Here is a 15,459-nt window from a genome sequence, read left to right as displayed (position 1 = left end):
TTAAAAAATATCAGAAATGAAAAAAGATATAGAAGATAAGCTTATAGACAAAAATACGAAGCCAACAAGTATGCGTATCCTGGTATATGATTTTTTGAGCTCTCAGGAAGCCGCTTTGTCATTGTCTGAAATTGAAAGTCATTTTGATAATGCAGACCGAACAACTATTTACAGGACCTTAAAAACTTTTGAAGAGAAAGGAATTGTTCACGGAATACAGGAAAATACAACTACCAAGTATAAGCTTTGCGATGATGATTGTGACGAGAAAACACATAAAGACTGGCATCTTCATTTTTACTGTAAAATTTGTAAGCAAACCACCTGTAAAGAAGATATTTCATTTCCAGATAACATCCAAACTAATTTCCGGATTGATGAAATAAGGCTTTTTGCTAAAGGGATTTGCGAAGATTGTTTGGAAAGTTTGCAATAGTATTGCACTTGTTTTAAAATTAATTTTGTTGAAAATTATAAGTTATGGAAGAATGCTGTAATACAAAACCTCAAAAAAAAGAGCACAATCATTTTGAAGGAGATGGCCATGATCACGGTCACTCTCATGATACCTCAGATAAAACGACTTTCCAGTTGTTTTTACCTGCAGTAATCTCTTTTGTTTTATTAATGATCGGTGTCTCTTTAGACAATTATATAAAAACAGAATGGTTTACCGGTTGGGTTCGGATCGTTTGGTACTCAGCGGCCTATATTCCTGTTGGACTTCCAGTATTAAGAGAGGCTTATGAAAACATCATTAAAGGAGATGTGTTTTCAGAATTCTTCTTAATGGGGATTGCAACAATTGGCGCATTTGTTATTGCCCAATATCCTGAAGGAGTAGCAGTGATGCTTTTTTATGCCGTTGGAGAAGTATTTCAAACTTTGGCCGTTACAAGGGCGAAAAGCAATATCAAATCATTATTAGATCAGCGTCCGGATGAGGTAACTGTTTTAAAAGGTGGGCAACCACAAACCGTGAAAGCAGAGACTGTAGGTATAGGAGAAATTATTCAATTGAAATCCGGAGAGAAATTAGGGTTGGATGGAGAATTGCTTTCAGAAACTGCTTCATTTAATACAGCTGCACTTACAGGAGAAAGTAAGCCGGATACCAAAACCAAAGGTGATGCCGTGCTTGCGGGAATGATCAATTTAAATACTGTTAGCCAGGTTAAAGTTACAACGGCATATCAGGATAGTAAACTGAGTAAGATCCTGGAGCTGGTTCAAAATGCTACAGCGCAAAAAGCTCCAACCGAATTATTCATTAGAAAATTTGCGAAAGTTTATACTCCGATTGTTGTTCTGCTTGCTATAGCAATTGCATTATTACCTTATTTCTTTGTAGCGGACTATCAATTTAAAGATTGGTTGTACAGAGCTTTAGTATTCCTTGTGATTTCTTGTCCATGTGCATTGGTGATCTCAATTCCTTTGGGATATTTCGGAGGGATTGGAGCGGGAAGCAGAAATGGAATTCTGTTCAAAGGAAGTAACTTCTTAGATGCACTTGCTAAAATCCAGAATGTTGTAATGGATAAGACCGGAACAATGACAGAAGGTGTTTTCAAAGTTCAGGAAGTGGACTTCAAGCCTGAGTTTGATAAAAATGAAATATTGAAACTGGTAAACCTTTTAGAAAGCCAGAGTACGCACCCCGTAGCAACAGCTATTCATGAGTATGTGGGAGAAATAGATCATTCCATTCCCATGGGAAACGTAGAGGAAATTGCGGGGCACGGGCTGAAAGCAACAATTAATGGAAAAGATTTATTGGTTGGGAATTTCAAAATGATGGATAGATTCAATATTCAGTATGATATCAACCCGGATAATATTGTGTATACATTAATTGCGGTCGCTTATGATAATAAGTTTGTAGGATATCTTACTATTGCAGATACCATTAAAAACGATGCGCAATTAACGATCAATAAATTAAAAGCATTAAATATAAAATCAACCATGCTGAGTGGCGATAAAAGCTCAGTTGTAAAATATGTGGCGGATACTTTGGGAATTCAAAATGCTTATGGGGATTTACTTCCAGAGGATAAGGTGAATAAAGTAAAAGCTATCAAAGCTAAAAATGAGACGGTTGCTTTTGTTGGTGATGGAGTGAATGATGCTCCGGTTGTAGCTTTGAGTGATGTAGGAATTGCAATGGGTGGACTGGGAAGTGATGCAACGATTGAAACAGCTGACGTTGTAATACAGGATGACATGCCAAGTAAAATTCCTATGGCCATTAATATAGGTAGGAAGACCAAACAGATTGTATGGCAAAACATTACCCTGGCATTTGTGGTAAAAGGAATTGTTTTGATCCTTGGTGCAGGAGGTTTGGCGACCATGTGGGAAGCGGTTTTTGCAGATGTCGGAGTTTCACTGATTGCAATCCTGAATGCCGTAAGGATCCAAAGGATGAAATTTTAATAATTAACCATAATTAAACTTAATTATAAGAAGCCTTGCTGAATTTCGGTAAGGCTTCTGTCTGAAAAAATATCGATGACTTTCATCATAAATTATACTTAAAAAGAATTTGAGTAGTATATTTGTGGAATAGAATTGATCATTGAAACTTTTCATATCCATATTCATTATTTTTACCATAGCAATACGTCCTGTATTGCCATTAGTGAACTATGCGGTTAACTATGATTATATTGTAAAAAATCTCTGTGAAAATAGAGATAAACCGCAATCTACATGTAAGGGTAAATGTTATGTAGAAAAAGAACTCGCTAAAACAGAAAAGCAATCTGGGCCACAAACGATAAAAATTTCTGTTATTGATGTATTTCTTTCCAATGATATTCTTTCATTTGCTGATGCCAAAGGATTTGAAATCTTGCAAAAAGTTGCTAATCCAGGCTATATCAAATCGCATTCTTCAGATTATTTTTCCAGGATATTCCATCCTCCTTTAGGATAATTTATAATAACTAATTTACTAGTCGAATGCCTAATCTTTATTAGCTATTTATTATGTGATTAGTTTTAATCACATCTCTGAATTAATCCATTATTATAAATTTCATTTCAATCCAATGAAACATATATTCATTTTAACAGCTTTGCTGCTGTCGGTATCATTTATTTCCTGTGCCCAGGAAACACCTAAAGTAAAGCATAGTAAAAGTATGATGACTCCAAAGGAGAACCTTAAGGTAAAAGTAGTCAACGCTGAAGATCCTGTATGTCATATGAAAACGGCAGATTATTTAAAATTTACAGCAACATATAAGAACAAGGTGTACGGTTTTTGCAGTGCTTCCTGTAAGGACGAATTCAACAAAAATCCTGAAAAATATGTCCAAAAATAAAAAAACAACTCAAAGCTCAAAAAGCAGGATCGTTATTCCCATTGCAATTATTGCAGTTATTTTCCTGGGAGTAGGTTTTGGTATGAGCTATTTTAAAAAAAACCTTTATACTGTAATGAAGGTTCCTGATTTTGAACTTACCGATCAGAATAATAAAAAGATTACCAATAGAGATATGCTGGGCAAAGTATATCTGGTGGAATTCTTCTTTAGTAAATGTCCCACCATCTGTCCTGTAATGAACAGCAATATGAAAGTGATCGAAGAGGAGATTAACAATCCTGAGTTTGGGATTATTTCCATAAGCATAGATCCGTTGAACGATACTCCGGAAACGTTGAAACAACATGCCAATAGAATCGGAGCAAAATCTCCCAACTGGCATTTTTTAACCGGAGACCGGACTTACATTGGAAACCTTGCGGATCAGTTCAATATCTATGTTGGGGATAAAGAAGATGAGGGGGAGAGTCTTAATCACAGCGGGATGATTGCGCTTGTTGATCAGGAAGGAAATATCCGTTGCAGATATAATAAAGACAATATGCCTATCCTTTACTATTCAGGATTAAACTATAAGGATCCTGAAGGAAAAGAAACACAGCTTACCGGCAAATATCATCCGGACAGGGAAAGGCTGATTGAAGATATTAAGAAGTTATTAAATTAAAAGTTGGATGTCAGGAAGTGTATTGATTATAAATAAAGGTCTTTGACCCTTGTCTTCTATCATCAAACTTACTCTTTAAAAAAATGTTAAACCATAAATACAAAACATTATGAAGATTATGAAAATAGCTGCCTTAGGTGCAGTTTTGGCAGCGCAATTTGCTTTTGCGCAATTCAAGCAAACTCCTTTATCATACGCTTACAATGCGTTGGAAGGTTCAATAGATGCGCAAACGATGGAAATCCATTATACAAAGCATGCTGCGGGGTATGTAAGTAATTTGAATAAGGCAATTGCTGGAACACCTCAGGAAAAAGAGACTTTATTCCAGATCCTTTCTAAAGTTTCAACTCTTAGTCCAACGATCAGAAACAACGCCGGAGGACATTTTAACCACGAACTTTTCTGGACCATGTTAACGCCTGAGAAAAATACCCAGCCTTCTGCGAAATTACTAAAAGCAATTACAGAAACTTTTGGAAGTCTTGATGCCTTTAAAGAGAAAATGAGCAAGGCAGGAGCTGATCGTTTTGGTTCCGGCTGGGCATGGCTTTCTGTGGATAAGAACGGAAAGTTGTTTGTTTCTTCAACTCCTAATCAGGATAACCCTTTAATGGATGTTGTAGAAGAAAAAGGAACTCCAATTCTTGGAATTGATGTTTGGGAGCATGCTTATTATTTAAAATATCAGAATAAGAGAGCTGACTATCTTACCGCGATCTGGAATGTATTAAACTGGAAAGAGGTAAGTAAGAGATATGAAAATGCACTGAGCAAAAAATAGATCATGAATTATATTTGCAGCATATTCCTTACCCTCTATATGGTGGTCAGACCTCTGATCCCCATCATGGAATATGCTGTAAATTATGATTATATTGTTGAGGTCCTTTGTGTTAACAAAAACAAACCAGAGCTGAATTGTAATGGTAAATGTTATTTGAGTAAAGAACTCGCTAAAACCAATGATACAGAAACAGCCCCTTTGAGTAAGGGAAAAAATTCCGGACAAAAAATTCTTGATATTTACATCCTTCCGGAAATAACAGAAATAAAAAACACAGATCTAACATACGATCACAATTTTACTTTTATTTATCAAAAGAATTACTCTTTTCTTTTCCTGAAACATATTTTCAGGCCGCCGGTTTTTTAAAGTTGTTTATACATCTTATCACCAATTGTTAAAGTTCACATACTGCGAAAATTACAGATTTTCCACACTCATGTGTTCTTCATAATTGTTTCATGATTCACTTTATAATTCTAAAGTGCTAAAACTTTTATGCCTATTGGGATTGAGAAAATGAATGTTTTCAACATTCGATGCTTATTTCTATTCAAACAAATACAATTTAAAAAAATCAACAATGAAAATTTATAAATTTTTATCTCTATTGTTTATTGGCCTTATATTACTTAGTGCTTCATCATGTCAAAGTAATGACGATAGGGATAATTCACAGGATACTACACCGGGAAACCTACAGATAAAGTTTGAAAACGGATTCAATAACCTTGGCGGTATTGTTTTGAATCAGACAACCCAAACTTCTTCAAGCGGACAAAAACACCAGTTTTCTACTTTAAAATATATTATAAGTAATATCAGCCTGATTGATGAATCCGGAAAAGAATTTAAATACAATGAAAATAATCCTGATAAAGGAGCCTTTATCATAGACCAGGCAGATGCCGTAGCAGGAATCGTTTATGTAAACCTTACCGGAATTCCTAAAAACAATTATAAAAAAGTGAAGTTCGGTCTGGGAATCAGCCAGAATGCTTATCTCTTGGGAATGGACGGGCAGGCAGAGTTTTGGAATAAAGCTAAAACAAAAGGAATGTCCTGGTCCTGGGCTGCGGGCTATGTTTTTGTAAAACTGGAAGGAAAATACGGAAGTACTGCGGCAGAGAAGGAGTTTATGAATCATACGGGAAATATGGGAAATGTAGCGGCTAATAATACTCCTGATTTATACCGGGAAATTACTTTAGACCTCCCAACAACGGCTAGAGTGACCGGAAAAATAAGACCGTCGATTCATATTCTGGCCGATCTTAATCAGTATCTGAGTGGTGACACAAAACTTACCCTGAATACATCTAACGATATGATGATGGGGTCGAGTCCGCATTTGGTAAGTGTAACCAACAACCTTACTAAAATGTTTACCGTAAACCACGTTCATAATGATGAAGATTAAAAATATTCTGAAGGCAGGATTGATTATTGTTACATTTTTTAATATCATATCGTGCTCAGATGAGGTTATTGAGCCATTGGAAAAGGATGAGGCTTATAACTTACAGTTTCCAGCTTATTTTCCTGAAATGACGTTTGATAAAACTGGGAATCCGGTCACCAAAAATGCAGTAGAGCTGGGAAGGAAATTATTCTACGAAGGAAGGCTTTCCCGAAATAATACCATTTCGTGCGGATTCTGCCATATACAGGAAAATGCTTTTACGCACCATGGGCATAATGTGAGCCATGGCGTGGATGACAGGATCGGAATACGCAATGCCCCTCCTATCCAGAATATGGCATTCTTAAAACGATATATGTGGGACGGGGTAATTCATAACCTTAATGAGCAACCCATTATTCCTATTACCGACGCAAACGAAATGGATAGTTCAATGCCTGAAGTGATTGCTAAATTAAATGCCGACAGTAAGTATAGAAATCTTTTCAAAGCCGCTTATGGTGATGAATATATTACAGGGGAAAGGGTTTTGAAGGCTTTGTCACAGTTCATGGTAACGATGATTTCTGCTAATTCTAAGTATGACCAGTATAAGAAGGGAAAAGCAACTTTTACTACAACGGAAATGAAGGGAATGGCACTATTCCAGCAGAAATGTTCCTCATGCCATAGCGGAGAATTGTTTACGGATGAAAGTTTCCGCAATACAGGAATGTATTACAATAGTCAGTTTAAGGATGCCGGGCGTTACAGGGTAACATTAGATCAGGTAGATTGGATGAAATTCCGGGTACCCAGCTTAAGAAATGTGGAATATACAGCACCTTATATGCATGACGGGAGATTCTATACCCTGGATGCTGTTCTTAATTTTTACTCAGATAATGTAGAGGACAATCCTAACCTTGATCCGCTGCTTAAACAAAACGGACATATCGGACTCACAATGAACAGTGCGGAGAAGCAGTCCATTATTGCTTTCCTGAAAACTCTATCTGATAAAGACTTTGTTACCAACCCAAAATTCTCAGAATAAATTTGAATCAAACATGAAAAACATTTTTTTAATAGTATTGGGTTTATTTTTATGCCAAATAGCCTATGCAGAACCCATAAGAGACAGTTTGTATATTCCTGAAAATAGCTTTAACCCCAGCAAATTTTTTGATGATGATTGTGATGCTTGTGGCTGTGCTGCAGGAAATGGATCATCAGGATTTGAGTCTTTGCTTAATCCTCAATTTATAGGAATAAAATATTTTGCACAGCATTATAAAGCCAAAGAAAACCTTTTTGTGAATGATCTCACCCAGGATCAGTACTTCAATACCGTCCAGTTATGGGGAAAAGTTCCCATTACGAAAAAGCTGAGTGTTTACGGGAGTTTCCCTTTTCAGTTTCATGAAAAAAAAACAATGCAGGGAGACATCAGAATTAATGGAATAGGGGATCTGAATGTAATGGGTATTTATCAGCTGATCAATTCTAAAGATGCATCTCACCAATTAAATGGAGGATTAGGAATAAAAGTTCCGTTAGGAAGATTTGATGAAAAAGGAATTACGGGAGTGAATCCGAGTTTCCAATTGGGAACAGGAAGCTGGGATTACCAGATGGTTGTGAACTATAAATACCAAAAGAACAAAGTTGCGGTAATTGTTAATACGGATTATGCTGTTAAAGGTGAAAATAAGAAGTATTATCAGTTTGGAAACCAATGGAACTATGCAGCTACCGGATTTTATCAGCTTCATGCGGACAAAAAAATGATCTTTTCCGGGAAAGCCGGATTACAGGGAGAAGTATATGATAGGAATAAGCAATTTGATGAAGCCTTACCGGATACTGCCGGAAGTGCTTTATATGGAAAATTAGGCTTTGAACTTTCTTATAGTAAATGGAGCCTGGGTAGTGAACTGATGCTTCCTGCCTATTCAAACCTAGCGGGTGGAAACATTGAAGCTAAATCCAGATTCAGTGTGTTTATTAATTTTGGGATATAAAAATCAAATGAACATTCCGTTACTCATGTAATGGAATGTTTGTTTTTATTCTGTTGAAAATCATTTTATTAAGTATAATATTGTTTCTAAGAAGAATTTTCTATCTTTGCCGGAATCTGGTGAGCTGTAAAAGGCTTTTAAAAGGGAATCCGGTGTAAATCCGGAACAGACCCGCTGCTGTAAACTCTAAACCAAAATTTTTGATGTATATATCCACTGTTTTTAATGGGAAGGATTTCAAAAATGGAGTAAGTCAGAAGACCTGCCAGAAGATTAAAGTTTGATGCTTTCGTGGAATAAAGCTAAGGACAACAATGCTTCTGTGCAGTTATGGCTGTACAATGTTATTGCTGCTTTCTTATATCCATTAGTGTCAAGATTATTCTCAATGAGCTAATGGAACCGAAATTTACTTTTACAACTAAAAAAATAATTATCACAATCCTTGTGCTAATTAACCAGCTTTATTTTTCTCAGTCAAGAGATAGTATAAAGGAAAAAGGGATCCTTCCGGTTACCATTTATAAAAAAGATTTTAAAGAAATTCTTCCCGCTCAAACTCTTTCAGGAGAACAGCTGGAAAGGTTGAACAGCCAGTCCGTAGCCGATGCATTACGCTATTTTTCGGGAGTACAGATCAAGGATTACGGTGGAATTGGCGGATTGAAAACGGTTAATATCCGAAGCATGGGTAGCCAGCATGTCGGTGTTTTCTATGATGGGATTCAATTGGGAAATGCACAAAACGGGGTTATCGATCTGGGAAAGTTTTCGCTGGATGATATCGGAGAAATTTCATTATACAACGGACAGAAAAGTGAAATCTTTCAGCCTGCAAAAGATTTTGGATCTTCCGGCTCAATTTATCTCCAACCCAAGACTCCTTATTTCTCCGGAAATAAAAAAACAAATCTTGTACTTAGAATAAAAAACAGCTCAATCGATCTTTTCAACCCGTCATTTCGATTGGAGCAAAAGCTTTCAGATAAAATTTCCGCAAGTTTCAGCTCCGAATTTATACAGAGTGACGGACAATATAAATACAAATACCAGAAAAAACACCCCGATGGTACTATAGCCAATGATACAATTGCAACAAGATATGATTCTTATATTACTGCCAAAAGATTTGAGACCAGCCTGCAGGGAAATCTGAATAATGGAGACTGGAATGTCCGGGGCTACGGATATATTTCAGATCGTGGGATTCCCTCAGCAATTGTGAATAATGGTTTTGATCCGAAAGGACAAAAATTACTTGATAGAAATTATTTTGTTCAGGCTCACCTAAGGAAAAAAATATTTCCAAAATTTGAGACTCAGCTCAAAGCTAAATTTGCCTACGACTATACCCGGTATATGGATACGGTAAATGTAGCTGAAACAGCTTTAAAAACAGATAATACATATATCCAGAGAGAATTATATTTATCATCTTCCAATATCTACTCAATTACACCAAACTGGGATGTTAGTGCTAATGTTGATTTCCAGTATAATAATCTGGATTCCGATCTTAAGCTTTTCTCATTTCCCACACGTTATACCTCATTGGTTGCTTTTGCAACCACTTACCAATGGAACCGGTTTAAGTTTCTTGGAAGTGTTTTAGGCACTTTTATTCGGGAGAATGTTGAACGTAATTCCAAGTCGCCTGATAAGAGTGAATGGACACCCTCTGCATTTTTGAGTTACCAGCCACTGGCCTTTAAGAATTTAACAGTGAGAGCATTTTATAAAAGGATTTTTAGAATGCCGACTTTCAATGACCTGTACTATACTATGATCGGGAATGTTTTTCTTAAACCTGAACTTACCAATCAATATGACATAGGTTTTACTTATCAGAAGACTTACGACCATCAGGTTCTGAAAAGTATTTACTTCAAGGCAGACGGGTATTATAACAAAGTGGAAAATAAGATCATTGCAGTACCCACAACCAATCTTTTCAGATGGATGATGACGAATCTTGGAGATGTTCAGATCATAGGATCAGATGTGAATATACAGGCTGAGCTGGACCTTGGGAAAGTAATATTGAAGCCATTGTTGAGCTATACCTACCAAAGTGCACGCGATTTTACTGAAAAAGGAGAGTCATATTATGGAGATCAGATTCCTTATGTGCCATGGCATTCAGGAACTTTTACTTTGATGGCTGATTATAAGGAGTGGAGCTTTAATTATAGCTTTATGTATACGGGGAAACGTTATGATGCACAACAAAACAATATTGAATATAATCTCATCAGACCCTGGTATACGCACGATTTATCGATTCAGAAAAAGTTTAACTGGTATTCTCACCAGTTCAAGGTAAGCTTTGAGGTCAATAATACTTTGAATCAGCACTATGATGTAGTAAGGAACTATCCAATGCCGGGAAGAAATTTTAAACTTATTGTAAGCTATACATTATGAAAAAAATAAGCTATTACGTGTTCTTATTCATTGCGTTTTCATTACTGTCATGCAGAACAGATGAATACACTCCGAAAGAAGAAGTTGAGACGGGTCTTACACAACCGGAAAATACTGCAATCAAAGGTTTTTATGTTTTGAATGAAGGAAATATGGGGAGCAATAAATGCACACTTGATTTTTTTGATTATACAACAGGAAACTACAGAAGGAATATTTATGCAGAAATTAATCCCAATGTTGTCAAAGAATTAGGCGATGTGGGAAATGATATTCAGATTTACGGAGGTAAATTGTATGTTGTGGTGAATGTATCCAATAAAATCGAGGTGCTGGATGCAAAAACAGCAAAGCGAATCAAAACAATCCAGTTACAAAACTGCAGGTACATTAAATTCAAAGATGGAAAAGCCTATGCCAGCAGTTACGCTGGGCCGGTTGATATTAATCCTAATTCTCCTAAAGGAAAAGTTGTGGAGATTGATACGACTTCCCTTGCCATTCAAAGACAAGTTACCGTAGGATATCAGCCTGAAGAAATTGAGATTGTGGGAAACCAGCTTTTTGTTGCTAATTCAGGAGGGTATATGGTTCCAAATTATGATAAAACTGTTTCTGTGATCGATCTCAATACATTTACAGAAAGTAAAAAAATAAATGTTGCAATCAACCTTCACCGCCTTAAAAAAGATAATTACGGGGATTTGTATGTAAGCTCAAGAGGAGATTATTACAATGTACCATCAAGTTTATTCCTCGTGGATGCAGCAACCGGAACAGTGAAAAAAGATTTTCATCTCGCAGTGAGTGAAATGACCATTGTGAATGATAAGCTTTATTACTATGGAAATGAATTCAATTATAATACCCATTCTTACACTAAAACTTTTGGAATTATTGATGTAAAGACCGAACAGGTGATTTCTGATAAAATTATCGATCAGGAATATGCAGATGCAATCAAGGCTCCTTATGGAATTGCTGTAAATCCCATTACTGAGGATATTTATATTACCGATGCGAGGAATTATGTATCCACGGGATTTGTCTATTGCTTTAATAAAAGTGGTCATTTCAAATGGAAAACGGAAGGAGGGAATATTCCGGCTCACTTTACCTTTTTGTATAAATAACTGAATCTTAGATATGGACAGAAAAATTTTAAAAATAATACCTGCTGTACTGGTTATATTTCTTTTAACCGGAATGTCAGGATGTAAAAGTGACAGAGATGAAGAGTCTTCATTTAAGGGATTGGAAGAGTCTTATACGATCAATCGTTTTAAGGTACTGAATATTCCCGTAAATGTTCCTGGTAAACTGACCTGGAGTATTAAAGATTCCATTATTTCTGAAGGATCCGAACTCGATTTTATCAGCCCTTACGCGAAAACATATCCACTGACACTGAAAATAGAACAAAATGGAAATGTGAAAACATATCAATCTACCATTATTGTAAATAAGGAGCCGGGTTCCTACAGTAAATATATTGCCAGTGTACTGGATTTCCGCCCTGCAATAGGACAGTTTACCAATGAAATTCCTGAATATCTTGCTGGAAATACAGCCAATACTATGTTGCAAAAAGCCAGGGAATCTTTAATAGGCTCAAATTCCACATTGATCAGTTTAGGAGGATTCGGGGGCTATGTTGTTTTTGGGTTTGATCATACGATTCCAAATATGAACGGCCGGGATTTTAAGATTCTTGGAAATGCTTTCTGGGGAAATAATGCTAACGATCCACGTTCGGGTTCTTGTGAGCCGGGAATTATTATGGTGGCTTATGACAGAAATAAAAACGGGAAACCTGATGATAATGAGTGGTACGAAATTGCTGGAAGCGAATATTTTAAAAATACAACCGTAAAGAATTACAGCATCACTTATTTCAAACCCAATGAAACTAAACTTCCTGTTCCCGGAAGTGAGCCATGGCAAACTGATATCGAATATATTAAATGGCAGGATAACCAGGGAAATACCGGATTTAAAACCAAAAACGGGTTCCATGACCACAGCTATTTCCCTTTATGGATTTCTGATGCTTCTTACAGCTTGTCAGGAACTAAATTACAAAACAATTTTTACGATCAGAGTGGAAATGGGTCTTATTGGATTGGTAAATCATATGACTTTGGATACGCGGATAACGCTCCGAATAATGATGAGGCATCCAATATTGATATTTCCTGGGCTGTAGATAAGAGCGGAAAATATGTAAAGCTTCCGGGGATCGATTTTGTAAAAGTGCATACGGGAATCAATCAGGAAGCAGGCTGGCTGGGAGAAGTGTCTACGGAAGTAGCAGGAGCGTACGATTTATACATAAAATAAAATTCAACAATAAATTTATTTAAAAATGAAAAAGATCTATCTTTTAACATTACTGTTATTCTTTGCATTTTTCACGAATGCACAGGTCACAGTTCAGGGCGTGCCCCGAAATGACATCAAACAAAATTCAGTACATAAAAATGGGCTGAAAACAACAACTACCGTAACCAGTTTTTCTGATATTCAGTACTGGGTGGGGACGGGTTCTAAAAAGGCGGCTTTTGTTGTCCAATGGAATGATGGAAAAAATCCTGATGCTTTAGTTTGGGGATTTAAGTGGGATGGAAATGCTACAGGAGAGGATATGCTAAAGGCCATTGCTAAAGCGGACCACCGTTTTTATTCTTTGCTGTATCAGGGAACTACTTTCGGAACAGCGATCGGAGGACTTGGTTTTGATCTGAACGGACAAGGGACCAATGGATTATACAAGAATAACAATGTAACATATCCATTGTATCCTTTAAATGGTATCATCAATACGACAGCATATGATTTCGATGATTATACAGCGATAGATGCGGCTAATGATCACTGGAAGTCTGGCTGGACTACCGGATACTGGTCTTATTGGGTGAAGAATCCTACAGATACCGATTTTGGATATTCTAGTTTAGGTGCCAGCAGCCGTACTTTAGAAAACGGAGCATGGGATCTTTGGAATTTTTATCCGGGAATGGTTGATCAGCCGATTTCTACAACATTAACACCAGTATCGGCTTATACTTCACCGGCAACTTTTACAGATGGCTATTTTATGGTGAATGAAGATTGGTACGGGCATACCAATGGCTCTGTTAATTTTGTAAATAATAATGGACAGATCAACTATAGGATATATAGTGACAAAAATAATAATGAAGCATTCGGAGCTACTACACAGTATGGAACGATCTATGGTGATAAGTTTTACTTTATTTCGAAACAGGCTGCTGATGGGGGTGATACACAATATACACCTGGAGGGAGACTTGTTGTAGCGAATGCCACTACCATGCAAAAGATCGCTGGATTTAATACTATTGGAGGAGGAGACGGAAGGTTTTTCCTGGGTGTCAATGAACATAAGGGATATATTGGGACCACTACCGGAATCTTTTTATTTGATATTGATAATTTGCAGGTTGGAACTTTAGTGCCCGAAACTAATGGTAAAGGCCAGATTGGGAATATGATTCGTACATCACAATATGTATTTGCTGTGACACAAAACGGGGGAATTCTTGTGATCAACCCGAATACCAACGCTGTTGTTCAGACTATTGCAGGTGCATTTTATTCAATTGTACAGGCTAAAGATGGAAGTGTTTGGGCGATTCAGCAACAGAAATTGGTGAATATCCATCCTACTACTTTTGTAACAACAGATTATGCTATTCCTACCACCAAATACATTGGAGACTGGGGAGCATGGTATGCCGGAAGATTGACGTATAGTACCAAACAAAATTCGCTGTACTGGATCAACTCAATTAATGCATTCTCTTCGGGTAGCCAGATTGTGAAATTTGATGTTACCAATAAAACATTTAACGAAAGCTTTGCCGCAATTCCAGGACAAACGGGAACTTACAAGCAGATTCCTTATGGAGCTGCTTTGCGTGTAAATCCTGTTACGGATGAATTGATTTTGAATACAACAGAAAGTGGTTATGGAGCACACTATCAGAAAAACTGGGTACATACATTCAGTAGTACAGGAGCTCTTACCAATACTAAAATATTAAATGATTATTATTGGTTCCCTGCGGTTACTGTGTTCCCGGATACTATTGCTCCAGTTGTACAAAGTACATTCCCATCACAAACTACTGTGAACAGTACGACTACCATCGACCTTAAAACAATGGTTTCTGATGCTGATAACCTTTCGTTAGCTATTGTAAAAACTGTAAAGTCCAATAGTAATTCAGGAGTTGTAAATGCTGTGATTAATACAAATGATGAGTTGGTATTAACACCGCAAAGTACGGGAACTTCTACAGTTGTTATAAGCTTTAATTCAAATGGAAAGCTTGTGGAAAAATCACTTGTAGTAAATGCTAATTTGTCTACATTAGGAACAGCGGATGTTAGAAAGCTTGAATTGGGAATTTATCCTAATCCTGCGACAGATGTTCTTAATATTAAAACTCAGGATAAAGTATTGAATACGGTAGTATATGATGCTTCCGGAAAAATTATTCCTACTCAGTTCAGTAATGGACAAATCAACGTAAGCACGCTTACAAAGGGAATTTATATTCTAAAGGTAGTTACTGATAAAGCAGTTTACCAGCAGAAATTTATTAAGAAGTAAATTCTTAAAGAATAGTTTATAAATTAAACCCTCTATCATGTGATAGAGGGTTTTTATATAGATTAAGGGCTTTTGTAAGATACCATGAAACAGATTATATATCCGTTTTTTAACTGATTTCCCGAATGCTTACTCTCGTAAAGTTGAAAATATTCAGTGGCAGAATGATCTTGATTATTCT

At 36.5% G+C, this 15,459-nt stretch carries 14 protein-coding genes and 1 riboswitch; all 14 genes read left to right on the top strand.

What is annotated here, in order from left to right; genetic code table 11:
- The first annotated feature begins 16 nt into the window (after positions 1–16).
- The 14 genes from AAEU33_RS03130 to AAEU33_RS03065 all read left to right on the top strand — a co-directional run bounded on the left by AAEU33_RS03130 (position 17) and on the right by AAEU33_RS03065 (position 15,278).
- Positions 17–436, top strand: a complete 420-nt coding sequence (locus tag AAEU33_RS03130) for a transcriptional repressor (protein WP_172284650.1) — start codon at positions 17–19, stop codon at positions 434–436.
- A gap of 44 nt (positions 437–480) precedes the next feature.
- Complete coding sequence (locus AAEU33_RS03125) at positions 481–2,439, top strand: heavy metal translocating P-type ATPase (RefSeq protein WP_345990896.1); 1,959 nt, start codon at positions 481–483, stop codon at positions 2,437–2,439.
- A 142-nt stretch (positions 2,440–2,581) separates the two neighbouring features.
- A complete protein-coding gene (locus AAEU33_RS03120) occupies positions 2,582–2,941 on the top strand; it encodes a hypothetical protein (protein WP_345990895.1) in 360 nt (119 codons plus the stop codon).
- A 115-nt stretch (positions 2,942–3,056) separates the two neighbouring features.
- Entirely contained in the window at positions 3,057–3,332 is a 276-nt protein-coding gene (locus tag AAEU33_RS03115; protein WP_172284645.1) for a YHS domain-containing protein, read from the top strand.
- Positions 3,310–4,002 (top strand): SCO family protein, encoded by a 693-nt coding sequence (locus AAEU33_RS03110; RefSeq protein WP_345992733.1) that lies wholly within the window; start codon positions 3,310–3,312, stop codon positions 4,000–4,002. The genes AAEU33_RS03115 and AAEU33_RS03110 overlap by 23 nt, the downstream gene beginning before the upstream one ends.
- A gap of 109 nt (positions 4,003–4,111) precedes the next feature.
- Positions 4,112–4,786: a superoxide dismutase gene (locus AAEU33_RS03105; RefSeq protein ID WP_172284641.1), complete on the top strand. Its 675-nt coding sequence runs from the start codon at positions 4,112–4,114 to the stop codon at positions 4,784–4,786.
- A 3-nt stretch (positions 4,787–4,789) separates the two neighbouring features.
- On the top strand, positions 4,790–5,158 hold the full coding sequence (locus tag AAEU33_RS03100) for a hypothetical protein (protein ID WP_345990894.1): 369 nt from the start codon (positions 4,790–4,792) through the stop codon (positions 5,156–5,158).
- Between the two features lie 214 nt (positions 5,159–5,372).
- A complete protein-coding gene (locus AAEU33_RS03095) occupies positions 5,373–6,209 on the top strand; it encodes an MbnP family protein (protein ID WP_306613469.1) in 837 nt (278 codons plus the stop codon).
- Positions 6,196–7,248: a cytochrome c peroxidase gene (locus AAEU33_RS03090; RefSeq protein WP_345990893.1), complete on the top strand. Its 1,053-nt coding sequence runs from the start codon at positions 6,196–6,198 to the stop codon at positions 7,246–7,248. The genes AAEU33_RS03095 and AAEU33_RS03090 overlap by 14 nt, the downstream gene beginning before the upstream one ends.
- A 13-nt stretch (positions 7,249–7,261) precedes the next feature.
- Positions 7,262–8,215 carry a transporter gene (locus AAEU33_RS03085; protein WP_345990892.1) on the top strand — a complete coding sequence of 318 codons (954 nt, stop codon included), beginning with the start codon at positions 7,262–7,264 and terminating at the stop codon, positions 8,213–8,215.
- 100 nt (positions 8,216–8,315) lie between these two features.
- A riboswitch (cobalamin riboswitch) is annotated at positions 8,316–8,500 on the top strand.
- 111 nt (positions 8,501–8,611) lie between these two features.
- Positions 8,612–10,639 carry a TonB-dependent receptor gene (locus tag AAEU33_RS03080; RefSeq protein WP_345990891.1) on the top strand — a complete coding sequence of 676 codons (2,028 nt, stop codon included), beginning with the start codon at positions 8,612–8,614 and terminating at the stop codon, positions 10,637–10,639.
- Positions 10,636–11,772 carry a DUF5074 domain-containing protein gene (locus AAEU33_RS03075; RefSeq protein WP_172284629.1) on the top strand — a complete coding sequence of 379 codons (1,137 nt, stop codon included), beginning with the start codon at positions 10,636–10,638 and terminating at the stop codon, positions 11,770–11,772. The genes AAEU33_RS03080 and AAEU33_RS03075 overlap by 4 nt, the downstream gene beginning before the upstream one ends.
- A 13-nt stretch (positions 11,773–11,785) precedes the next feature.
- Positions 11,786–12,979 carry a cell surface protein gene (locus AAEU33_RS03070; RefSeq protein WP_345990890.1) on the top strand — a complete coding sequence of 398 codons (1,194 nt, stop codon included), beginning with the start codon at positions 11,786–11,788 and terminating at the stop codon, positions 12,977–12,979.
- A gap of 25 nt (positions 12,980–13,004) precedes the next feature.
- Positions 13,005–15,278 (top strand): DUF5074 domain-containing protein, encoded by a 2,274-nt coding sequence (locus AAEU33_RS03065; RefSeq protein WP_345990889.1) that lies wholly within the window; start codon positions 13,005–13,007, stop codon positions 15,276–15,278.
- Positions 15,279–15,459: the final 181 nt, after the last annotated feature.

The sequence above is a fragment of the Chryseobacterium sp. Chry.R1 genome (genome assembly GCF_039645525.1).
Classification (GTDB): domain Bacteria; phylum Bacteroidota; class Bacteroidia; order Flavobacteriales; family Weeksellaceae; genus Chryseobacterium; species Chryseobacterium proteolyticum.
The sequence above is the reverse complement of the archived record's forward strand: the minus strand, read 5'-3'. Positions and strand labels throughout refer to the sequence as shown.